Origin of the sequence: Klebsiella sp. X13, assembly GCF_003323835.1 — a bacterium.
In the GTDB taxonomy this organism is placed as follows: Bacteria; Pseudomonadota; Gammaproteobacteria; order Enterobacterales; family Enterobacteriaceae; genus Klebsiella; species Klebsiella ornithinolytica.
In genome coordinates this window covers 521,241-542,481 of record NZ_CP030874.1, presented here as the reverse complement: position 1 = coordinate 542,481, position 21,241 = coordinate 521,241, and the positions used below count along the sequence as shown (strand labels likewise).

At 55.4% G+C, this 21,241-nt stretch carries 22 protein-coding genes; 7 read left to right on the top strand and 15 right to left on the bottom strand.

The features are described from left to right. Positions 1–50: 50 nt before the first annotated feature. From sspB to zapE, 5 genes are all read right to left on the bottom strand, one after another. Positions 51–548, bottom strand: coding sequence for a ClpXP protease specificity-enhancing factor (sspB, locus tag DSD31_RS02670; RefSeq protein ID WP_004868216.1), 498 nt, complete (start codon positions 546–548; stop codon positions 51–53). Between the two features lie 3 nt (positions 549–551). Further along, complete coding sequence (gene sspA / locus DSD31_RS02665) at positions 552–1,190, bottom strand: stringent starvation protein SspA (protein ID WP_004868218.1); 639 nt, start codon at positions 1,188–1,190, stop codon at positions 552–554. Positions 1,191–1,504: 314 nt separating this feature from the next. Further along, positions 1,505–1,897, bottom strand: a complete 393-nt coding sequence (gene rpsI / locus DSD31_RS02655) for a 30S ribosomal protein S9 (RefSeq protein ID WP_003025138.1) — start codon at positions 1,895–1,897, stop codon at positions 1,505–1,507. Positions 1,898–1,912: 15 nt separating this feature from the next. Further along, positions 1,913–2,341 carry a 50S ribosomal protein L13 gene (rplM, locus tag DSD31_RS02650; RefSeq protein WP_004868222.1) on the bottom strand — a complete coding sequence of 143 codons (429 nt, stop codon included), beginning with the start codon at positions 2,339–2,341 and terminating at the stop codon, positions 1,913–1,915. Positions 2,342–2,631: 290 nt separating this feature from the next. Then, positions 2,632–3,759, bottom strand: a complete 1,128-nt coding sequence (zapE, locus tag DSD31_RS02645) for a cell division protein ZapE (protein ID WP_044346960.1) — start codon at positions 3,757–3,759, stop codon at positions 2,632–2,634. Positions 3,760–3,949: 190 nt separating this feature from the next. On the opposite strand from zapE, the gene zapG reads away from it, so the two are divergent. The 3 genes from zapG to degS all read left to right on the top strand — a co-directional run bounded on the left by zapG (position 3,950) and on the right by degS (position 7,035). After that, positions 3,950–4,348 (top strand): Z-ring associated protein ZapG, encoded by a 399-nt coding sequence (gene zapG / locus DSD31_RS02640; RefSeq protein ID WP_004868227.1) that lies wholly within the window; start codon positions 3,950–3,952, stop codon positions 4,346–4,348. Positions 4,349–4,521: 173 nt separating this feature from the next. Further along, entirely contained in the window at positions 4,522–5,889 is a 1,368-nt protein-coding gene (gene degQ, locus DSD31_RS02635; protein ID WP_004868228.1) for a serine endoprotease DegQ, read from the top strand. 87 nt (positions 5,890–5,976) lie between these two features. Then, positions 5,977–7,035, top strand: coding sequence for an outer membrane-stress sensor serine endopeptidase DegS (gene degS / locus DSD31_RS02630; protein ID WP_004868231.1), 1,059 nt, complete (start codon positions 5,977–5,979; stop codon positions 7,033–7,035). A 45-nt stretch (positions 7,036–7,080) separates the two neighbouring features. Here degS and DSD31_RS02625 read toward each other — a convergent pair whose 3' ends face one another. The 6 genes from DSD31_RS02625 to mdh all read right to left on the bottom strand — a co-directional run bounded on the left by DSD31_RS02625 (position 7,081) and on the right by mdh (position 14,665). After that, a complete protein-coding gene (locus tag DSD31_RS02625) occupies positions 7,081–8,103 on the bottom strand; it encodes an alcohol dehydrogenase catalytic domain-containing protein (RefSeq protein ID WP_071359797.1) in 1,023 nt (340 codons plus the stop codon). A gap of 9 nt (positions 8,104–8,112) precedes the next feature. Continuing rightward, a complete protein-coding gene (locus DSD31_RS02620; protein ID WP_064367926.1) occupies positions 8,113–9,561 on the bottom strand; it encodes a sugar porter family MFS transporter in 1,449 nt (482 codons plus the stop codon). Between the two features lie 170 nt (positions 9,562–9,731). Continuing rightward, positions 9,732–11,132 (bottom strand): sugar isomerase, encoded by a 1,401-nt coding sequence (locus tag DSD31_RS02615; protein ID WP_113990817.1) that lies wholly within the window; start codon positions 11,130–11,132, stop codon positions 9,732–9,734. Between the two features lie 18 nt (positions 11,133–11,150). Further along, positions 11,151–12,584, bottom strand: coding sequence for an L-fucose/L-arabinose isomerase family protein (locus DSD31_RS02610; RefSeq protein ID WP_044346968.1), 1,434 nt, complete (start codon positions 12,582–12,584; stop codon positions 11,151–11,153). Next, entirely contained in the window at positions 12,581–13,480 is a 900-nt protein-coding gene (locus tag DSD31_RS02605) for a helix-turn-helix domain-containing protein (protein ID WP_015585642.1), read from the bottom strand. The genes DSD31_RS02610 and DSD31_RS02605 overlap by 4 nt, the downstream gene beginning before the upstream one ends. Before the next feature lie 246 nt (positions 13,481–13,726). Then, positions 13,727–14,665: a malate dehydrogenase gene (gene mdh / locus DSD31_RS02600; protein WP_004868243.1), complete on the bottom strand. Its 939-nt coding sequence runs from the start codon at positions 14,663–14,665 to the stop codon at positions 13,727–13,729. 415 nt (positions 14,666–15,080) lie between these two features. Between mdh and argR the strand changes: the two genes are divergently transcribed. From argR to yhcN-B, 3 genes are all read left to right on the top strand, one after another. Continuing rightward, entirely contained in the window at positions 15,081–15,551 is a 471-nt protein-coding gene (gene argR, locus DSD31_RS02595; RefSeq protein ID WP_004868245.1) for a transcriptional regulator ArgR, read from the top strand. 353 nt (positions 15,552–15,904) lie between these two features. Beyond that, the gene (gene yhcN, locus DSD31_RS02590) at positions 15,905–16,168 is read left to right on the top strand and encodes a peroxide/acid stress response protein YhcN (protein WP_004868247.1); all 264 of its coding nucleotides are present in this window, start codon (positions 15,905–15,907) and stop codon (positions 16,166–16,168) included. Positions 16,169–16,270: 102 nt separating this feature from the next. Beyond that, on the top strand, positions 16,271–16,537 hold the full coding sequence (gene yhcN-B / locus DSD31_RS02585; RefSeq protein WP_004868249.1) for a DUF1471 family stress response protein YhcN-B: 267 nt from the start codon (positions 16,271–16,273) through the stop codon (positions 16,535–16,537). Between the two features lie 49 nt (positions 16,538–16,586). Here the strand turns inward: yhcN-B and DSD31_RS02580 are convergent, their stop codons facing one another. The 4 genes from DSD31_RS02580 to aaeX form a co-directional block, all read right to left on the bottom strand. Further along, positions 16,587–16,862, bottom strand: coding sequence for a barstar family protein (locus tag DSD31_RS02580; RefSeq protein WP_004868252.1), 276 nt, complete (start codon positions 16,860–16,862; stop codon positions 16,587–16,589). 161 nt (positions 16,863–17,023) lie between these two features. Then, positions 17,024–18,991, bottom strand: coding sequence for a p-hydroxybenzoic acid efflux pump subunit AaeB (gene aaeB, locus DSD31_RS02575; RefSeq protein WP_032718296.1), 1,968 nt, complete (start codon positions 18,989–18,991; stop codon positions 17,024–17,026). A gap of 5 nt (positions 18,992–18,996) precedes the next feature. Continuing rightward, complete coding sequence (gene aaeA / locus DSD31_RS02570; RefSeq protein WP_004868258.1) at positions 18,997–19,929, bottom strand: p-hydroxybenzoic acid efflux pump subunit AaeA; 933 nt, start codon at positions 19,927–19,929, stop codon at positions 18,997–18,999. A gap of 7 nt (positions 19,930–19,936) precedes the next feature. Next, a complete protein-coding gene (gene aaeX, locus DSD31_RS02565) occupies positions 19,937–20,140 on the bottom strand; it encodes a p-hydroxybenzoic acid efflux pump operon protein AaeX (protein WP_004868260.1) in 204 nt (67 codons plus the stop codon). A 131-nt stretch (positions 20,141–20,271) separates the two neighbouring features. On the opposite strand from aaeX, the gene aaeR reads away from it, so the two are divergent. Next, positions 20,272–21,201, top strand: a complete 930-nt coding sequence (gene aaeR, locus DSD31_RS02560) for an HTH-type transcriptional activator AaeR (protein WP_113990816.1) — start codon at positions 20,272–20,274, stop codon at positions 21,199–21,201. The last annotated feature ends 40 nt before the right edge of the window (positions 21,202–21,241 follow it).

The window sequence follows — 21,241 nt, the reverse complement described above, 5'->3', positions numbered from 1 at the left end:
ACAGAACAGGCCCCGAAGGGCCTGCAATCTGAAATCCACGACCTGCTGGATTACTTCACGACGCGCAGCGCCGGACGCCCACCGCGCGGCGGCGGAGGCGTATCATCCGGGTCATCATCATGGTGATCCGGCTTATCGCCGTCGATCACCGACATGACCGTCTCGCTTTCATTGCTTACCGATGCATCGTCATCATTCAGGGTGGTGACGTCTTCATCATAAGCCGCTTCAGGTTCGAACATGGTACCCGCACCGTTTTCACGAGCATAGATAGCCAGAACGGCAGCCATAGGCACGGAAACATTACGCGGGACACCGCCGAAGCGCGCGTTGAAGCGGACTTCGTCATTAGCCAGTTCCAGATTACCCACGGCGCGGGGAGCAATATTCAGAACGATTTGTCCGTCGCGCGCATACTCCATCGGCACCTGTACGTTTGGCAGTGTCACATCCACAACCAGGTGTGGAGTCAGCTGGTTATCCAGCAGCCACTCATAAAACGCCCGCAGCAGGTACGGGCGACGCGGCGTTAGCTGCGATACATCCATCGGTTAGCCCCGACCGAGACGCATTTCACGCTCGGCTTCAGTTAAAGAAGCGAGGAAGGAATCACGTTCAAAGACGCGAGTCATATAGCCCTTGAGCTCTTTCGCGCCGGCACCAATAACTTCAACACCGAGAACCGGCAAACGCCACAGCAGCGGCGCCAGATAGCAATCAACGAGGCTGAACTCATCGCTCAGGAAGTAAGGTTTCTGAGTGAAGACAGGCGCAATCGCCTGCAGCTCTTCACGCAGCTGTTTACGTGCGGTATCCGCTTGCGCTGCGGTACCGGTCTGAATGGTGTTCATCAACGAATACCAGTCTTTCTCGATACGCTGCATGTACAGACGACTTTCTCCACGCGCGACCGGATAGACCGGCATTAACGGTGGATGCGGGAAACGTTCATCCAGATATTCCATAATGATGCGGGATTCCCACAGAGTGAGCTCACGATCCACCAGCGTAGGTACGCTTTGATTCGGGTTGAGGTCAATCAGATCCTGAGGTGGGTTGTCCTTCTCCACGTGCTCTATCTCAAAACTAACACCTTTTTCTGCCAGCACGATGCGGACTTGGTGGCTATAGATGTCAGTAGGACCAGAAAACAGCGTCATTACCGAACGTTTGTTGGCAGCGACAGCCATGAAAACCTCCAGGTATATTCAGAATTTTTGTACTGCTACCAGCCACGCGTGGCCAGCCAGATGTAAAAACCCCATTCGCGTGAAGTCATTATTGTTTATGCGAAAAAAACAAAAAACGAACAATCACCAGCATTTGGGCAGAAAATTGGATGATAGTTTACCAGATCTTGAAGGCATTGTGGTGAGGGGATTCTGGAAATGCTGAAAAAGTGGTAAGAACAGGCGATTTGCTTGTGGATAACCGCAGGTTTATGCATAAAAAAACCCGCCGAAGCGGGTTTTTTCGCAAATTGTTCTGCGTAAGCAGAAAACAATTAACGTTTGGAGAACTGAGGACGACGACGTGCTTTACGCAGACCGACTTTCTTACGTTCAACCTGACGAGCATCACGGGTAACGAAGCCAGCTTTACGCAGTTCGCCACGCAGGGACTCATCATACTCCATCAGAGCGCGGGTGATACCGTGACGGATCGCACCAGCCTGACCAGAGATACCACCACCTTTAACGGTGATGTACAGATCCAGTTTCTCAACCATGTCGACCAGTTCCAGCGGCTGACGAACTACCATGCGGGCAGTTTCACGACCGAAGTACTGTTCCAGAGAACGCTGGTTGATAACGATTTTGCCGCTGCCTGGTTTGATGAAAACGCGAGCTGCGGAACTTTTGCGGCGACCAGTGCCGTAATATTGATTTTCAGCCATTGCCTATAATCCCGATTAGATGTCAAGAACTTGCGGTTGCTGTGCCGCGTGGTTGTGCTCGTTACCCGCGTAAACTTTCAGTTTACGGTACATAGCACGACCCAGCGGGCCTTTTGGCAACATGCCTTTAACCGCGATTTCAATCACACGCTCAGGACGGCGAGCAATCATCTCTTCAAAGGTCGCTTCTTTGATACCACCGATGTGGCCGGTGTGATGGTAGTACATTTTGTCTTCACGCTTGTTGCCGGTTACAGCAACTTTTTCTGCGTTCAGAACGATGATGTAATCACCAGTATCGACGTGCGGAGTGTATTCCGCTTTATGCTTACCGCGCAGGCGACGAGCCAGTTCAGAAGCCAGACGGCCCAGAGTTTTACCGGTCGCGTCAACAACATACCAGTCGCGCTTTACGGTTTCTGGTTTAGCTGTAAAAGTTTTCATTAAAAGCTTACCCAAATAATAAGTTACACGTTGGTGAACACCCAAACGTTTAGTCAGTTGAGGTTCACACGACATTGTCCAGCAAACCTACCCCTTCGAATAGCCTATGCCGGCACTATAGAAAGTTTTGGGAAAAAAACCTTCTTGTAACGTGGGGTCGCAAGATTATAGAGAAGTCGGGGCCAAAGATCGACCCCTTTATGTGATTTGAACCTGCTTTTTTCGGCGGCGCGTTGCCGCGCGATATCCTTATGTCATGGCAACACGATGCGCGGGGGAACGCCCGCCAGTTAAGGCATATGCGGGCGTTTCAAATACTCTTCGCTTTGCATTTCCTGCAGGCGCGATAAGCAGCGCTGAAACTCAAACTTCAGCCGTTCTCCCTGATAAATGTCATACAGCGGCACCGCGGCGCTGACAACCAGCTTAACGTGCCGCTCGTAGAACTCATCCACCAGGGCGATAAACCGCCGGGCTTCACTCTCCAGCTGCGTCGTCATCACCGGTACATCAAACAACATGACGGTATGGAACAGGCGCGAAAGCGCGATGTAATCGTGCTGACTGCGCGCGTCCACGCATAGGGTAGCAAACGAGGCCGCCAGCGTCTGGTTTTCGACGCCTAATGTCGGGAGCGGTCGATGGTTAATTTCCAGCGTCGGCGTCTGCTCGCGTTTCGCCCCCGCTAAGGCCAGCCACAGTTTATCCATCTGCTGCTGCGTCTGCGCATCGAGCGGCGACAGCCAAAGATGGGCCTGCGTCAGCGTGCGCAGGCGGTAATCAATGCCCGCGTCCACATTCATAATGTCGCAATGCTGTTTAATCGCCTCGATCGCGGGCAGGAAACGGGCGCGCTGCAGGCCGTTGCGATAGAGCTCATCTGGCGGAATGTTCGAGGTAGCCACCAGCGTGATGCCACGCGCAAACAGGGCTTTCATCAGACCGCCCAGCAGCATGGCATCAGTAATATCGGAGACAAAAAACTCATCAAAACAGAGAACGTCGGTTTCCGCCTTGAAGCGATCGGCGAGGATTTCCAGCGGGTCGCTGTGTCCCTGCAGGGCCACCAGCTCTTCATGGACGCGCAGCATAAAGCGATGGAAGTGCAGGCGCTGCTTACGATCGCCGGGCAGGCTATGATAAAACAGGTCCATCAGCCAGGTTTTCCCTCGCCCGACGCCCCCCCACATATAGAGGCCACGTACGGCAGCCGTCTCGACGGTAGGTTCACGCTTACCCAGCAGTTTGCCGAATTTTGCCCGCAGGCCGCTGCTTTGCGGCGCCGGAACGGGTTTATTCTGCAGTTCATGATAGATAGTATCGAGGCGGCTTACCGCTTCCTGCTGGACGTCGTCAGGTTGATGGCTGCCCTCTTTGAGAGCTAAAAGGTAACGCGATGTTGGGGACAGGCTTTGCATGATCTAATTGTTATTCCTTGAAAACCGTAATGCTGAAGCTCACGATTGACGAAAAAAAGGCCGTTCTACACTACGCGATGATACGCCAGGATTCCACTTCTGTGGAATTAGCGGTTATAGTGGCACTATCGGGCGCAGGCGGAGAGCCTTACAGCCACCCTACGGAACCACAAAACAACGGGAGATGTACATGACCTGGGAATATGCGCTAATTGGGCTAGTTGTCGGTATCATCATCGGTGCCGTCGCCATGCGTTTTGGCAACCGCAAATTACGTCAACAGCAGGCGCTGCAGTTCGAACTGGAAAAGAATAAAACAGAGCTTGAAGAGTATCGTGAAGAGCTGGTCAGTCATTTTGCCCGCAGCGCTGAACTGCTGGATAACATGGCCGATGATTACCGCCAGCTGTATCAGCACATGGCTAAAAGCTCCAGCAGTCTGCTGCCGGATACCATGGCGGATGCAAACCCGTTCCGCAATCGTCTGGCAGAATCAGAAGCCGGTAACGATCAGGCACCGGTCCAGATGCCGCGCGATTATTCTGAAGGCGCATCCGGCCTGCTGCGCGGTGGCGCAAAACGCGACTGATTTATCCCTGCCAGCAAAAATATTATCCGGGCGCACTCTCTGCGCCCGCCTCAACCCCACATCCCAGCTATTATTTAATCATTGACCGCATTGTTAGCCGGTTGAAAATTCAATAACATCAGGCCATTCGGGACGTTTTTCCATACACCTCAGGTTACGAGAGCCAGCATCTAATGAAGAAACAGACTTTGCTGTTGAGTGCGTTAGCGTTAAGCATCGGGTTATCGTTGTCGGTTTTACCTACGGCGACGGCATCGTTACCCACGCAGGTACCCGGCCAGGGAGCTTTGCCAAGCCTTGCGCCGATGCTGGAAAAAGTGCTGCCCGCGGTCGTGAGCGTACAGGTTGAAGGGACCGCCGCCCCGGCGCAAAACATGCCGGAAGAGTTGAAAAAGTTCTTTGGCGACAATGCGCCGCAGGAGCAGGCTCAGCCTTTTGAAGGTCTGGGCTCCGGGGTCATCATCGATGCCGCCAAAGGCTATGTCTTAACCAATAATCACGTGATCAGCCAGGCACAGAAAATCAGCGTTCAGCTTAACGATGGCCGCGAATTTGATGCGAAGCTGGTCGGCAGCGACGATCAGAGCGATATCGCCCTGCTGCAATTACAAAACCCCAGCCATCTGACGCAAATCGCGATCGCCGATTCCGATAAACTTCGCGTTGGCGATTTCGCCGTGGCCGTCGGTAATCCGTTTGGCCTCGGGCAGACCGCCACATCCGGCATTATTTCCGCACTCGGTCGCAGCGGTCTCAACCTTGAAGGACTGGAGAACTTTATCCAGACCGATGCCTCTATCAACCGGGGTAACTCCGGCGGCGCGCTGCTGAACCTGAACGGCGAGCTGATTGGTATCAACACCGCGATTCTGGCGCCAGGCGGTGGCAGCGTCGGCATAGGCTTTGCCATTCCGAGTAATATGGCGAAAACCCTCGCTCAACAGCTGATCCAGTTTGGTGAAATCAAACGCGGCCTGCTGGGAATTAAAGGCATGGAAATGAGCGCGGATATTGCTAAAGCGATGAATATCGACGCTCAGCGCGGGGCCTTCGTCAGCGAAGTCTTACCAAATTCAGGTTCAGCGAAAGCCGGGATTAAGTCCGGCGACGTGATTGTCAGCATGAACGGTAAACCGCTGAGCAGCTTTGCCGAGCTGCGTTCGCGAATTGCCACGACCGAGCCGGGCACCAAAGTGAAGCTGGGCCTGCTGCGCGACGGGAAACCGCTGGATGTCGAAGTCACTCTGGATAAGAGCACCTCGTCTACCGCCAGCGCCGATCTCATCATCCCTGCGCTTCAGGGGGCATCGCTGAGCGACGGTCAGTTGAAAGACGGCACCAAAGGCGTCGCCGTCGACAACGTCGATAAAGGAAGCCCGGCGGCGCAGGTTGGCCTGCATAAGGACGATATTATTATCGGCCTTAACCGCGAGCGCGTGCGCTCTATTGCCGAACTACGTAAAGTGCTGGAGAGCAAGCCGGCTGTCATCGCCCTGAACGTCATTCGCGGTAACGAAAGCATCTATCTGCTGCTGCGATAACACGCCTTTCCGGACATCGCCCGCAGTACGATGTCCGGATAACTCGTGCTATGCTGCGCATGTCCATCCATCAACGATACCGGTATCATGCCTGGAAAGTTTTTACGTTCTGTACTCATTGGTTTGATCGTCGGAGGCCTGCTGTTGGCCGTAATGCCTTCGCTGCGTCAATGGCAACTGTCGACGACGACCCAGTACGATAGCGCGGACGAGTCGCCCGCCAGCTATAATTCTGCCGTTCGCCGCGCTGCCCCTGCGGTGGTCAACGTCTATAACCGCGCGCTGAACGGTACCAGCCATAATCAGCTGACTCTGGGCTCCGGCGTTATCATGGACCAGCGTGGCTACATCCTGACCAACAAACACGTCATCAATGACGCGGATCAGATTATTGTCGCCCTGCAGGATGGTCGCGTTTTTGAAGCGTTGTTGGTTGGTTCTGATACCCTGACTGACCTGGCGGTATTAAAAATTAACGCCAATGCCGGCCTGCCGGTCATTCCTATCAACCCGAAACGGGTGCCGCATATCGGCGATGTTGTCCTCGCGATTGGTAACCCTTACAACCTCGGTCAGACGATTACGCAAGGGATTATCAGCGCTACCGGTCGTATCGGCCTGAACCCGACCGGACGGCAAAATTTCCTGCAAACCGACGCCTCAATCAACCACGGCAACTCCGGCGGTGCGCTGGTGAACTCGCTGGGCGAACTGATGGGCATCAACACGCTGTCATTTGATAAAAGCAACGATGGCGAAACGCCGGAAGGGATCGGCTTTGCGATTCCCTTCCAGCTGGCAACCAAGATTATGGATAAGCTGATCCGCGATGGCCGCGTGATCCGCGGTTATATCGGTATCAGCGGCCGCGAGATTGCGCCGCTGCATGCTCAGGGCGGCGGCATCGATCAGCTGCAGGGGATTGTGGTTAATGACGTTGCTCCGGATGGTCCGGCGGCCCAGGCCGGTATCCGCGCCAACGACGTGATCATTTCGGTGAATGACAAACCGGCGGTTTCTGCTCTCGAAACCATGGACCAGGTCGCGGAAATCCGCCCAGGCTCAGAAATTCCGGTGGTTATCATGCGCGATGACAAAAAAATCACGCTGCATATCGCCGTTCAGGAATATCCGGCAACCAACTAAAGCCCGAGACCGGGCTTTAGCTTTTGACAGTGACGTTAACGTCAATCAGGCGTTAACGTCGATCATCGTCTTAATTTCATTCGTCATCGGGAGCGTCCATGCTTCCTGGGCGCGCGCCAGCGGCAAACGTCGGCTGATCAAAATATCGGCGTTCAGCCTCTGCTCCTCCAGAGCCGCGATAACCGCAGGCCAGGTGAACTTATAGCGCATCACCCCGTGAATGGTGACTTCACGTTCTATCACTGCCGACATGGGAAAGCCGCCCACCTGTTCACCCACGCCGATTATGATTGCCCGCCCGCCGGAAAGTACGCTCAGACAGGCGTCGTGGCGCACGGACTGTACGCCCGTGCATTCAAGCAGCACGTCATACTGCCGGTCGTTATCGGCCAGAGTACTCAGCGTTTCAGCCCCCAGCTCATGGGCAATTTTGCGCCGCCCCTCCTGAGGCTCAACCAGTACCACTTCCGTGGCGCCCAGCGTTTTAGCGACCTGAACGGCGAATAACCCCACCGGGCCGCCGCCGGTGATTAACACGCGGGACCCCAGACCAATCCGTCCTTTTTGCGCCCCTGCCAGAGCGACTGAAATCGTTTCAACCATCGCCGCCGCGCCGTCGCTAATGGCGTCGCTGATAGCGTGCGCGTTGCCTGACGGGACGCACAGATACTGCTGCATGGCGCCATAGGTACCCGGTACGCCGAAAAACTTCTGCGTCGGACAGATATTATAATTGCCCTGCACACAGTGCCGGCAGCGGCCGCAGGGTACCAGCGGATCCACCGATACGCGCTGCCCGACGCGGTGCGGCGAAATTCCCTGCCCCACCGCCACAATCGCCCCGCCAAACTCGTGTCCCATAATCATCGGCGCGGTAATCATTTCGCTGCCGCAGCGGCCGTCGAAGTAAAAATGCTTATCCGAACCGCACACGCCGACCGAGCCGATTTTCAGCAGCACTTCCCCGGCCTGCGGCTGCGGCACGGCGGTAGTCTGTAGCTCAAGGGTTTCTTTCGCCATCAGGAACAGCGCACGCTGGCTGTCCGGAATATCTGTTTCAAATGCCATAACGACCTCTCAGTCTGAGTTGATTTTATTGAGCAAAACGCCCGAAGAAACGGCATTGCGCGCGTTGAACTGCCCGTTAAGCAGGCTCTGTTCGATATCCTCCAGCGTTCTCCCCCGCGTCTCCGGGGCGTAGCGCCACACGAAGACCCAGGCGAGCGCGTTGACCGCGGCCAGCGCGCCGAACACCAGGCCGATGCCAAGCGCATCGGCCGTGAAATAGAGCAGCAGGGTGACGAGGAAGTTGACCACCCACAGCGCAAACGAGCACAAAGCCGTGCCTTTGCCCCGCACGCCAAGGGGGAAGATTTCGGCGCAGTACAGCCAGGTCACAACCGACAGGCTGCCGCCGTTGAAGGCGAAATATCCCAGCAGGCAGGCCAGCACGATAATTTTATGGCCGTCACTCAGCAGCTCCTGCGCGTGGGCGGACCATGGCAACAGCATCGACATCACCGCCAGCACCACCACCGCGCCGGGCAGGCCAATCAGCATCAGGCGCCGCCGCCCGAGCACGTCCAGCAGCCAAATGCCTAACAGGGTGAATACCGTGAGCACCACGCCGATCCCGACTGAGCCGAGGATCGCCACCGACTTGCCAAACTGCGCCATCACCAGCAAGGAAGGGGCGTAATAGATGATGGCGCTGATGCCGGTAGCCTGAGAGAAAATAGCGATGCCCAGACCGGCGACCAGCGCGGGCCGCACCCAGGGCTGGAACAGCTCTCTCCAGCTCGACTGCTGGTCCTGATGCAGCCGCCCTATCTCCTTGACTTCCTGAGCGGCTTCGTGCCCGGTGCGCCCTACGCGGACGAGGATTTCCTCCGCCCGTTTAGGCTGCTGCTTGCCCACCAGCCAGCGCGGGCTTTCCGGCAGATACAGCATCATCACGATAAAAATCACCGCCGGGATAACCGCCAGCCCGAGCATCCACTCCCAGGCGCCGGACGGCCCAAGCAGATAGCCCACGGCGTAGGCCAGCAGCGTGCCGACGCAGATCATCATCTGGAACAGCACGCCCTGAGCGCCGCGCCGATGGGCAGGCGCCAGCTCGGCGATATACATCGGAACAATTTGCGAGGAGCCTCCGACGCCCAGGCCAAGCAGGAAACGCATGACAATCAGCATATTGAGGGAGGTCGCTAAAGCGCAGCCGAGAGCGAATAAAGCAAACAGTATTGAGATGACGATGACGGTTCTGCGCCGCCCCAGACGATCCGAGAGCGGGCCGGTCAGCAGCGCGCCAAATATCGCGCCGAGAAGCGTGGCGGAGGTGACCACCGACTGCATAAAGGCGTTGTCCGCGATGGCGAAATCCTCGCGCAGAAAGAGCAAGGCGCTGGCAATAATGCCCGTGTCGTAGCCATACAGCAGGCCGCCGATGCTTGCCCCGATGGCGACCAGAAAGCTGTAGCGTCTGCCGTGGGCGACGGCCGTGGGAGGGGTCGATAACGTGTTCATATTAACCTCACAAGAGAATAGTCAGGCTCCCCGGGCCAAATTTCGGCAAAGGGAGGCCAGGCGATAGCGGGTATCACAAAAAAGTAAGGATTAAATGGGAGAAAGCGGGCTTCCCACAGGTCGTACGGCGCGCGACAGCAATTGGATCAGGACGATCGTGCGCCTGAAGATCACACCTCGTGGACAGGGATCTTCAACAGCTGCCCAAGTTTATGAAACGCCTGGGCGTGGTATCCCCGTCCCATCGCGCAGTGATGGGTCGGGCCGCAGGCGGACCAGTCATCCACAAAAGCGCGCAGCCCTTTGCGGAAGCGGAACAGGGCGTTCGTATCCCCAAGCTGCAGCGTTTTGCCTTCCACCAGCTCGCCCTCGGCCAGCACCAGCATGTACTGACCGTCGGCCCCCTGAGTAACGGAAGCCAGGGTTACCGGCCCGGTGGCCGGAGTGAACTGGGTCAGAAAACCGCTGCCTGGTTTACCGTGGAAGACGGCGCTCATTTTGAGCAGGGATTTTTCATCGGCGATGTCCGGATCGCCCGCCCCGCTGTGCCCGACGATGCAAAGATCCTGATTGAAATCCATCGAATACAGCTCGGTCAGCGTTGCGCTGCCGGCCAGGGATTTCATCAGCGTCAGCGCGATCGCCGTTTTGACGTCGGCCTCAACCGGGCAGGCGATCCCTTGCCGGGTCAGCATGGAGAAGACCGGATTCGATGCGGAGATAATCTGGTGCATATAGCCGCTGGGCTGCACCTCGAAGTGGTTCGACAGCGCAATCAGCCGGTGCTCATCCACCAGCCTGCGGGTGGCCAGATAGACCTCAATCATTGAGGTCAGATGCTGCTCATCCAGATCCTCCGGCAGGCGGAAAACCTCTTTCACCTCCCGATCCGCCCGCTCGATGTCGTCCTGGTTAAAGCCGTGGGCAATATTGGCCGCGATATCCTCCCAGTTCAGATGCTTCACGTAGCTGCCGAAGGTGCGGAAAATCTGCGTCTCATCGACGTTGAGATCCATCATCCCCGGATACGGACGGCCAAGAATGCCGATGTTCCCTGACTTCAGGCGACGGCAGGCGTTGGCCGCGTCGCACCACTGGCTAATCTTCTCATCAAGGATCGTATCTCCTTCAAGGTAGCCGGAAACCACCGCAAAAGGATGCTCGAAACGGCGCAGCACGGCGGTCATTTCGGGCAGCCCGGCGCAGGTACAACCTTTGCCCAGCCAGTCGTCGATAGTCAAGGTTCTATCCAGATCCAACGCGGGAACCGACTGGACGTTCAGCAGCACCAGCGTCACGTTGCCCAGCGCGCGCACTACCGGCAGCAGGGCCTCGGACGAGGCGTAGGTTGTCAGGTGGCAGAAAATAATATCCACATCTTCCGCCTGAAAGCGCAGCCCCGCCTCCCGCGCTCTTGCCGGATTGTCCACCATGCCTGCGGCAACGACGTCGCGCGGCGAGAATTTCTCCAGCAGCCGCTGATGATGCTCCATCAGCCGCTCTTTCATGCCCGAAAACTGCGGCCAGTACGCTTCAAGACCGATGGCGAAAATACCAATTTTTGCACTCATAAAGGTTCTCCTTTGCGGTTATACAATGCGGGTAGCCGTCACGCCGAGCAGACTGGCGAGCTTTTCAAGCGTCGTACCGTGGTGCCCGATACCGATGGCGCAGTGATGAGCCGCCCCGCCGCGCGACCAGCTTTCGGTGAAGGCCCGGGCGCCGCAGGCGAAGCGGTAGCGGCTGTTGGTGTTGCCGATATCCAGTATTTCTCCCGCCAGCGATTCTCCTTCGGCGTACTGCAAAATCACCCGGTTGTTGACGTCCTCCACCACCGACAGGAAGGTGACCGGCCCGTTGCGTACACTCATCTGGATCGAGATCCCTTTGCCGGGCTTACCGTGATAAACCGGCAAAGGCACCAGGCGCACTTCACCTTCAGCCATCGCCGGATGAGCCGGGCCGTCATGCCCCCACAGCACGACATCATCATCGAAATCAATGCCGTAAGGTTCGGCAAACGAGCCTCCGGCCCCGAGTAAGGAGAGAATTTTCATCGCGATAACGTTTTTAACTTCGTACTCCCCGGCAACCGGAATATCCCGCCCGGTAAGCAGCGTGTTGCCCAGAATCAGCGAGGTGACGATATTTTCATGGGCGCTGCCCGGCGTGCCTTCGTAGTAGTACGCCAGCGCGTGCAGTTTGTTTTCCCGGACCAGGTCGTCGAGAGCGACGGCGGTATGCGTTGCCCGCAGCAACTCCCGCTCATCGCAGCTGTCATCGATGACCAGCTTTTCCCTTATTTCCCGCCGTTTCTCTTCTATTTGCCTGTCGGAAACCTGCTCGCGCCAGCTCAGCAGCTCGCACATCTCCAGCGGCTGGAAGCGAACGCCCAGCTTCGCTGAGAGGTTCGTCATGTTGGAATAGACGTCGTACATGCCGTTGTAGTAGTGGCCGAGCACGCCAATCTGCGTCTGCGCCAGCTGCTTTTTCAGCGTCAGCGCCGTCAGCCAGGCGCAGGTTTCCCGCCAGACGTGGGGATCGTTGTGCAATGCTCCGACGATCATTTCCCAGTGGATCCCGGCGCGATTAAAGACGTTCGCCAGTTCCGGCGCGCTGCACGCCTGGCAATGCGCCAGCCACTCGCCGGTGCGCGCCCCGCGATCGGGCAGATCGCGAATCACGCTGTACGGCAACGTCCGCTCCGGCTGGAGGGCCAGGATCAGCACCGGCACGCTGAACTGCTGCACCAGCGGCAGCACGGTGGAGCTCAGGGCATAGGTGCTGATGGCGATCACGATGACGTCCGGCGAAAACTGCCTGAGGCGCAGGGCCAGCGCATCGCTTTTCTCCAGCGAATCCACCAGCCCGCCGTTCAGCACAGTCAGCGACGGCGTAGAGAGCTGCTCTTCAATCTCCTGCAGGTAGCCCAGCAGGCGCTGTTCGAGGCCGCTGAACTGCGGCCAGTAGGTATTGAGCCCGATACCAAATAGCGCGGTATTAAGCGTGGCGGGTATATTCATAGGTTGTCTCCTGATGAGGATAAATCGTCTGAGAAAGGAAAATGTCCACGTCCCAGCCCCCGCGCCTGAAGCGCTCGTCGACAATGGCTGGGAGACTGGTTAAAGCTTTTCTGAAAGATGACCGAGAAATAGTTGCTGTCGCTAAAACCGCTTACCTCCGCCACTTCTGCAATGGAGAGGTCGCTGGTGCCGAGCAGCGTGATGGCGCGGCACAGGCGGCGCTGCATCTGGTAGCGGCTGATGGTCATACCGGTTATCTGTTTGAAAGCGTCGCGTACCGAACGCGGAGAAAGCTGGTGCTGCGCGCAGAGGGATTCCAGCTCAAATCTCTCATTCAGCCGCGAGCCGAGGCTGGCGATGACCAGATCGATATCCTGACGGGCATGAGAAGTCAGCTTGTCCGGTGCGTAGCGGTGGCGCATCAGCAAAAGTACCAGTTCGAGAAATATCGACTCGCTCAGGCGTAAAGAAACGGGGTCCCGCCTGCCGCACTCGCTGGCCAGGCGCTCGACGTGCTGGCGGATCACTGCCAGCGACTCCCGGGTTAATCGCCAGCTACGGCTTTGCTGGTGGGTTTCCGTGCCGGGCAGCAGATTGTGCCAGTCGGTGCCCAGGCGCAGGCGGTCGCGGCAAAACAGGATGTTGCCCAGCTCGAGGTTATCGACCGACTGGTAGTAATGGCTATCCTGCTGGGTCACATACAGCACGTCACCGTAGGTAATGCGGTACGGCAGCCCGTTCCAGATGTGTAATCCGTTGCCGCGCCAGACAATAACGATTTCGTCAAAATCATGGCGATGCAGGGGGAAGATATCCTGCGGGCAGCGGTGCTCCACCGCCACCGGATGGGCGGCACTCGTGAAGTAATCACTGCGCTTAAGCATTAAGGAGGTCATTTTTTTCCCGGTGATGGCGGCAAGGTGAAATCAATATAAGCCAGTCAAAACCAGCCCCGCCTTAAGAGCCGGGTGGAAATTCGGTCGTAGCGTGACCAAAAAATCAAGAATCAGGAAGGGATTGCCGAAGTTGCAGAGGCGATCACATTTTGATAACAATCAACAGCGCGGGAAGCGGCAGGGGCGTTAAAAACAGCGAGCGGGCAAGGCTGCCCGCTCGTTTATATCATTGGCAAATCAGAACAATTACTTGTTAACAAAATCTTCGCCCAGGGCGATATCTTTCTTCAGCGTATCGAGCATGCCTTCCAGCGCCTGTTGCTCAAATGCGCTCAGCTTACCGAACGACTGACGCTCTTCGATGCCGTTTTTGCCCAGCAGTAACGGTTGCGAGAAGAAACGCGCGTACTGGCCATCACCTTCAACATAAGCGCATTCGACCACGCCTTTCTCGCCCTGCATCGCACGCACTAAGGAAAGACCAAAGCGGGCGGCCGCCTGCCCCATAGAAAGCGTGGCAGAACCGCCACCGGCTTTCGCTTCAACAACTTCGGTGCCGGCGTTCTGGATGCGTTTTGTCAGATCGGCAACTTCTTGCTCGCTGAAGCTCACGCCAGCAATCTGTGACAATAGCGGCAGGATGGTCACGCCGGAGTGGCCGCCAATAACCGGCACTTCAACGTCGGATGCGGATTTACCTTTCAGCTCAGCCACAAAGGTATTTGAACGGATGATGTCCAGCGTGGTCACGCCAAACAGTTTGTTCTTATCGTAAACGCCGGCTTTTTTCAGCACCTCTGCCGCGATGGCCACCGTGGTGTTCACCGGGTTAGTAATGATACCGATGCAGGCCTGCGGGCAGGTTTTCGCTATCTGCTGTACCAGGTTCTTCACGATACCAGCGTTAACGTTAAATAAATCGGAGCGATCCATGCCTGGTTTACGGGCTACGCCGGCGGAAATCAGCACCACATCAGCCCCAACAAGCGCCGGAGTTGCGTCTTCACCGGAGAAACCTTTGATTTTTACATCGGTAGGAATATGGCTAAGATCAACCGCCACGCCCGGCGTGACCGGAGCAATGTCGTACAACGAGAGTTCTGAACCTGAAGGCAGTTGGGTCTTAAGTAGTAGGGCAAGCGCCTGGCCGATTCCACCAGCGGCGCCGAGGACTGCAACTTTCATCCTAAACTCCTTATTATGGTTAATATAGTCTTTCGTTACTCCGTCGCCTGGACCTTAATTCACAAGATGAACAATTACAATAAGTATGGTTGAAGAATGCGTTCTGGTGCGCAGCGATGCATCCGCTTCGCATTTTCATCCCTGAGACTGACCATCCAGCAAAACGTAGTACCGGATCGACTATTGGTTACAATACACCCAGCTCACTCGGCAAAACAACATCATTCTCATAACATTTAGTTTACTTTTACAGCGATTTACGCGCTGTGATGAAGGCATGTTCCTTAGCAGGGTTATTTGCTAAAATATGCCCCCTTCATAACATTATTTACTTTATCCCCCTGCGGATTATTTGCATAAAAATTCATTACTATGCATAATGATGTTGTTTTTACCACCATAATTTGGGTGACTTATGCGAAGTTCGGCAAAACAAGAAGAACTGGTTAAAGCGTTTAAACTGCTGCTTAAAGAAGAAAAGTTCAGCTCTCAAGGTGAAATCGTCCAGGCGCTGCAGGAAGAAGGTTTCGATAATATCAACCAATCGAAAGTCTCCCGCATGTTGACAAAATTTGGCGCGGTTCGTACCCGTAACGCCAAAATGGAGATGGTCTATTGCCTGCCTGCCGAACTTGGCGTTCCTACGACCTCCAGCCCGCTGAAAAACCTCGTGTTGGATATCGACTATAACGATGCGGTCGTGGTTATCCATACCAGCCCGGGCGCTGCGCAGCTGATTGCTCGCCTGCTGGACTCTCTCGGGAAGGCGGAAGGGATTCTCGGCAGCATTGCCGGCGATGACACTATCTTTACGACCCCGGCCAGAGGCTTCACCGTCAAAGATCTGTACGACGCCATTCTCGTCCTGTTTGAACAGGAACTCTGAGAGCCTCCCCTCTGGTTCCCACCAGAGGGTCTTTTCAAAAATATTGCATTTCTTTAACATTTAGTGTGGTTTTCGGCCTCTATACATACTTTTACCGAATGAACGGGCCAGAAGCGCACAAAATATCAAAATACCCTATCTATATGATTTTAATCGCTATATCAGACTTCTATGGCGAGTAAATGACATTTCTAATTCTTATACGTTATAAAAACGACAATTCTTTGTAATTATTTACTCATACAACCATTAGCGTGGTATTAATATTTTTGGTGATTAGTGTATACTTGATTTTGTGATGAGGGTCACGAAACGAAGAGCCCTCAATAATAAGATTCGACGAGGTGAACATCATGAAAATCAAAACAACTGTAGCTGCACTAAGCATCCTGTCTGTTCTGTCCTTTGGCGCTTTCGCCGCTGACTCTATCAACAGCGATCAGGCGCAAGGCCGTCAGTCAATCGGTACCATTTCCGTCGGCGCGGTGAGTTCTTCCCCGATGGATATGCATGAGATGCTGAACAAAAAAGCTCAGGAAGAAGGTGCGTCTTCTTATCGCATCATCGAAGCCCGTACCGGTGACCACTGGCACGCTACGGCAGAGCTTTATAAATAAGACGTAATGATTGTCGGTTACGAACTAAATACGAATAATTCACAGCGGCCCAGGCCCATATAAAGCCTCCCGCCGCTGCAACAAATGGTTGGAGTAAAGATTATGAAACGTTCAATGATCATCGCATCCCTGGGCCTGGCTTCCGTTCTCTCCTTCGGCGCTAGCGCCGCCGTACATCAGGTCAACGCGGAACAAGCTCAAAACCTGCAGTCGATGGGCACCATCTCTGTTTCTCAGGTAGGCAGCGCCCCGATGGATATGCGCCATGAACTGGCGGCTAAAGCCGAAAAAGAAGGTGCAAGCAGCTACCGTATTATTGAAGCCCGTACCGGCGATAGCTGGCACGCTACAGCTGAGTTGTACAAATAAACCCTCGTCGTCTTATCCGACGACTTGCCCCCGCTTGTCGGGGGCTTTTTTATGCCTGCCTGGCGTTAAACCGAAGCTCCCCTTCCAGCTCTTCTTCCGCTTCATCAAACAGCAATATCAAGGCGCCAAAGCGCCGACGCTGCTTATCGCTTAAGTGAATAAACTCAATCTCCAGCGGCAGCGGCAGCAGACCGCTGGTAACGGCTTCCCACAATGAGTCCAGATTGTTCACCTGCTCGCGGTTGAGCGAGAAGCTCCGAGAAAATTCACGATAGAAATCCTGCTGATCGGCTATATCATCAAAATCAAATGTATAGATAGTCATCGCCCACACCCTGTCAACATCGCGCTATTGCCACCTGCCAATACTGCCTATGCCTCCACGCGCCGGGTTTTCTCTCCCTGCTTCCCTGAACGAAACGCGAATATCCCCGACGATTAAGTATAGTGATAAAAAAACCGACGCTTCAGCGTCGGTTCAGGTAGTTAGCTATTGGTCAATACATGCTGGTACTTACGCAACATATCCACCAGCCGTCGGACCGGTTCCGTCACCTGCGGTGGCGCCTCCCAGACCTGCAGTTTTTCCTGATAAACGTCCAGCTCTTCTAACAAACGAGCAAAATAGCGACGTCGTTTATCATCGCTGCCTGCGGAAATCACATGGTCCGCAGTGCGGCGCAGCTGGCGGTGAAATGCCGACAGATCGTCGTTCACCGGCACAGGCGCATCCCGCAGACGCTGATGGGCAATAATCAGGGTCAGCGCCAGGCGGAAACGGGCGATATCGCCGGGGAACTTATTCAGCAAGAGGAACAGCTGCTGATAAAGCGCCGGCAAATGGTTCTCTTTACGGCGAGAGGTATTGGTCGTCAGGGATGACACCGCGGCCGAAACAAACTGATTCAGCAGCACACGTCCGGTACGCGCTTGTGAATTATCCCGCACCAGCAGAATCACCATCAGCGCCAGAAAACAGCCGACGATCTGGCCCAGCGCGCTATCAAGAAACTGGCTGAACTGAAACTGCATAGGGTTATCCAGTACCAGAATGTTGATGGTACTCGCCAGCGCCCCCAGCGATCCCAGCCGCCGTTTTTGTACCTCAATACCAATAAAGAACGCCATCGCCGCCAGGCTGATACACAGCAGCAGCATACTCTGCTGCGTGGCGGGCATAATCACCAGGAAGAACAACGCCCCCAGCGGTAAGGCCGCCAGCGTACCGTAGAGAAAATCTATTGCCACCATTCGTGGGTTGGGCAGGCGCATGGCGAGCGACGTCACCACCGCAATCATCACCATCGCCCCGCTACCGGACGTCCAGCCGGTCCACAGCCAGAACAGCGTCCCAAGAATGCAGGAAATGGAGGTGCGCCAGAAGTTGACCATCGCATGATGACGCTCGGCGGACCCTGCCTTTATCACCACCTCACCCTGCAGCACTTCATCTTCAACCCGGCTGATCCTGGTATTGCCGACCACGCCGCGCTTCAACAGCAGATAGCGTGTCGCGGCGCCAACCCAGCTGTAAATAGTGACCGGCGTATTGTGCTCCCCCTTCCAGGTCAGAAAACGGCGCATTCTTTTCAACTGTCGATGGACGTCCTGCACGGTTTCAACCGGCTCGGCAAACAGCTCGCGGTAATCATTGGTCACGATTTCCGGGCGCGAATTCTGGATCAGGTACGTTTCGCAGGCCTGAGTAATCAGCGTTAAAGAAAGAGTATTAATGGCCTTCAGGCGCTGATTGACCCTGGCCCAGCGCGAGGACTCCATAATCAGGTTGCTGCGCATTCCTTCCAGCGCACTGGTCCGACGCACCAGCGAACCCCATGCTTTATCAACCACTTCGCTGTCGCCATGCGCCACACAAAGTTGCATCAGGCGGTACTGTTCGATCAGCAGGTTATCCAGCTCAAGATCGATCTCTTTCTTAATCGAGCGCGGGGAAAATAACAGGTCCGCCATAATGGCGCTGACAATCCCCACCACAATCTCGCTGCAACGCTCAACGGCAAACTGCGGCGCCAGCATCGGATCGGTATGAATGGTGATAATAATGATCAGCGCGGTATAGCCTGCCAGCCCCCAAGCATAGGAGTTTTCGACGCGAACCAGCGAGGAGATCCAGGTGCAGAAACCCGCCCACAGACAGCACACCAGCATCATCAGCAGCGGCGCGCGAATCATCAGAATGATTATCGCCAGCGCGGCAATACAGCCGATAAACGTCCCGACAATACGCAGCATCCCGCGATAGCGGATCGCGCCAGAATAAGGTTCTCCGCCGGCGGCAAACGCGGGACCCGCGGTGACAATGGCCGCCGTGAGTACCGCCCAGCGCGGCGTTTCCAGTTGAAAATGGAAGCCGACAAAGAGTGCCAGCACCACCGCACACGCTAATTTAATCGCGAAGCGCAGGTGCCGGGGAGAAATGGTGAAGATCCCCATGGCGATTAACCAAACTCACGCAGGCGCATCGCCAGTTTCTGGAAGAAGTTCACCTGGGTTGTATCGCGGTCTTCTTTACCGGTAATCACCACCGTCGCGGTTGTCCCCGCTGGCCACAGATTGCCCTGCTGCTTGTCGAGTCGAATGCGGACCGGCACGCGCTGCGCCAGACGAACCCATTCAAGGTTAGAATCCACGGAAGCCATCCCTTTGGCGTCGCTGCTGCTGCTGGCGTTGGTCACCCCGGCGGCGATGCTATCCACCGTACCTTTAATCGAGCGGCTGCTTCCCAGCGGGGTAATTTCCGCACGGTATCCCTGACGTACCCCTTCCAGTTTGGTCTCTTCAAGGTAGGCCACCACGTAAAAGGTGTTTTGCTTAACCAGCGCCACGGCTGTCGAGCCACGGGTAATAAATTCACCGTTGTAAACGTTGAGGTTGGTCACCCAACCATCGGCCGGCGCGCGGACAACCGTGCGTTCAAGATCGAGCTTTGCCAGATCCCGGCTGGCCACGGCTTTCGCCAGCTGATGCTCTACCGTTTGTAAGACGTTATTGGCCTGGTCTATCTCTTCACGAGACATCGCCTGTACGCCCAGCCTGTTACGGCGGCCGGCTTCAACACGTTTTTCCTGCGCCAGAGTCTGGTAATAGGAAACGTCGGCCTGAGCTTCTTCGAGGGCTTTCTGATAACGCGGCTGGTCAATCACAAACAAAACCTGGTCTTTCTTAACCAGCTGGTTATCCTTGATATTTACCTGGGAAATCAGCCCGGATACATCGGGTGCGATAGCCACGATGTCGGCGCTGAATCGCGCGTCGCGCGTCCAGGGAGACGCGGTGTAATAGACCCAGGCGCGAAAAATCGCGACAAATGCCAGGATAACCAGTATCACAGTGATTGCGGTACGGAAGATATTTCTTGTTAGTGTTTTCACATCGACCTCAAACGAACAAACGCGATATCAGATAAAAAAGGCAGCAATATAACGCGGTATTAAACAGTGCAGGGTGCCAGACAAAATCATAGATGCCGGTGGGAACCAGCAGCCGGTGTACCAGCCAGAAAATGGCCAGCGATATTAGCAGCTCAAAGAAGATCGGCGGAAACGACAAGCCGAAAATCACGATGACAGGAAACAGACTCATGATGACCTTGATAAGAAGCGTACAGGTGATATGCGTGAAGCGTTTATTATGTAGCTAACAATATAGTAACGTAACAATTGCAGCATGATCTATATTATGTGATCTAAATCACTTTTAAGTCAGAGTGAACAATGGAACGATTAAAACGCATGTCCGTTTTTGCCAAAGTGGTTGAACTTGGTTCATTTACCGCCACGGCACACCAGCTCCAGATGAGCGTTTCATCCATCAGCCAGACTGTCTCCAGACTGGAAGATGAACTCCAGGTGAAGCTGCTCAACCGCAGCACCCGCAGCCTTGGCTTAACAGAAGCCGGCAAGATCTATTACCAGGGCTGCCGACGAATGCTGTTCGAAGCGCAGGACGTCCATGAGCAACTGTACGCGTTTAACAATACGCCCATCGGTACGCTGCGCGTCGGCTGCTCTTCAACTATGGCACAGAATGTCCTGGCCCACATTACCGCTGGAATGCTGAAAGAGTACCCGGGTTTATCCGTCAACCTGGTTACCGGAATTCCGGCGCCGGACCTGATTGCTGACGGGCTCGATGTGGTGATCCGTGTCGGGGCATTGCAGGATTCCAGTCTCTTCTCCCGCCGGCTTGGCTCGATGCCGATGGTGCTCTGCGCAGCGAAAAGCTACCTGCAGCAGGCGGGGATCCCGGAAAAACCCGCCGATCTCGCCAGCCATTCGTGGCTTGAGTACAGCGTGCGCCCTGATAATGAATTTGAAATTATCGCCCCGGAAGGGATCTCAACCAAACTGATTCCGCAGGGCCGCTTTGTCACCAACGACCCCATGACGCTGGTACGCTGGTTGACCGCAGGCGTCGGCGTGGCTTACGTTCCGCTGATGTGGGCGATCGAAGAGATCAACCACGGAGAGCTGGAGATCCTGCTGCCAAGCTACCAGTCCGATCCTCGTCCGGTGTATGCGGTGTATACCGAGAAAGACAAGCTACCGCTGAAGGTTCAGGTCTGTATTAATTCACTGACGGAGTATTTCGTCGAGGTGGCAAAAATTTACCAGGGGATGCACGGCCGGGGAATTGCTCGCTAGCGACACGACACACACAGCAACGATGGCCGGTGCAAGCTGC

Coding starts and splice junctions, on each gene's coding strand:
- sspB (WP_004868216.1), bottom strand. CDS start 548: ATGGATGTATCGCAGCTAACGCCGCGTCGCCCGTACCTGCTGCGGGCG.
- sspA (WP_004868218.1), bottom strand. CDS start 1,190: ATGGCTGTCGCTGCCAACAAACGTTCGGTAATGACGCTGTTTTCTGGT.
- rpsI (WP_003025138.1), bottom strand. CDS start 1,897: ATGGCTGAAAATCAATATTACGGCACTGGTCGCCGCAAAAGTTCCGCA.
- rplM (WP_004868222.1), bottom strand. CDS start 2,341: ATGAAAACTTTTACAGCTAAACCAGAAACCGTAAAGCGCGACTGGTAT.
- zapE (WP_044346960.1), bottom strand. CDS start 3,759: ATGCAAAGCCTGTCCCCAACATCGCGTTACCTTTTAGCTCTCAAAGAG.
- zapG (WP_004868227.1), top strand. CDS start 3,950: ATGACCTGGGAATATGCGCTAATTGGGCTAGTTGTCGGTATCATCATC.
- degQ (WP_004868228.1), top strand. CDS start 4,522: ATGAAGAAACAGACTTTGCTGTTGAGTGCGTTAGCGTTAAGCATCGGG.
- degS (WP_004868231.1), top strand. CDS start 5,977: ATGCCTGGAAAGTTTTTACGTTCTGTACTCATTGGTTTGATCGTCGGA.
- DSD31_RS02625 (WP_071359797.1), bottom strand. CDS start 8,103: ATGGCATTTGAAACAGATATTCCGGACAGCCAGCGTGCGCTGTTCCTG.
- DSD31_RS02620 (WP_064367926.1), bottom strand. CDS start 9,561: ATGAACACGTTATCGACCCCTCCCACGGCCGTCGCCCACGGCAGACGC.
- DSD31_RS02615 (WP_113990817.1), bottom strand. CDS start 11,132: ATGAGTGCAAAAATTGGTATTTTCGCCATCGGTCTTGAAGCGTACTGG.
- DSD31_RS02610 (WP_044346968.1), bottom strand. CDS start 12,584: ATGAATATACCCGCCACGCTTAATACCGCGCTATTTGGTATCGGGCTC.
- DSD31_RS02605 (WP_015585642.1), bottom strand. CDS start 13,480: ATGACCTCCTTAATGCTTAAGCGCAGTGATTACTTCACGAGTGCCGCC.
- mdh (WP_004868243.1), bottom strand. CDS start 14,665: ATGAAAGTTGCAGTCCTCGGCGCCGCTGGTGGAATCGGCCAGGCGCTT.
- argR (WP_004868245.1), top strand. CDS start 15,081: ATGCGAAGTTCGGCAAAACAAGAAGAACTGGTTAAAGCGTTTAAACTG.
- yhcN (WP_004868247.1), top strand. CDS start 15,905: ATGAAAATCAAAACAACTGTAGCTGCACTAAGCATCCTGTCTGTTCTG.
- yhcN-B (WP_004868249.1), top strand. CDS start 16,271: ATGAAACGTTCAATGATCATCGCATCCCTGGGCCTGGCTTCCGTTCTC.
- DSD31_RS02580 (WP_004868252.1), bottom strand. CDS start 16,862: ATGACTATCTATACATTTGATTTTGATGATATAGCCGATCAGCAGGAT.
- aaeB (WP_032718296.1), bottom strand. CDS start 18,991: ATGGGGATCTTCACCATTTCTCCCCGGCACCTGCGCTTCGCGATTAAA.
- aaeX (WP_004868260.1), bottom strand. CDS start 20,140: ATGAGTCTGTTTCCTGTCATCGTGATTTTCGGCTTGTCGTTTCCGCCG.
- aaeR (WP_113990816.1), top strand. CDS start 20,272: ATGGAACGATTAAAACGCATGTCCGTTTTTGCCAAAGTGGTTGAACTT.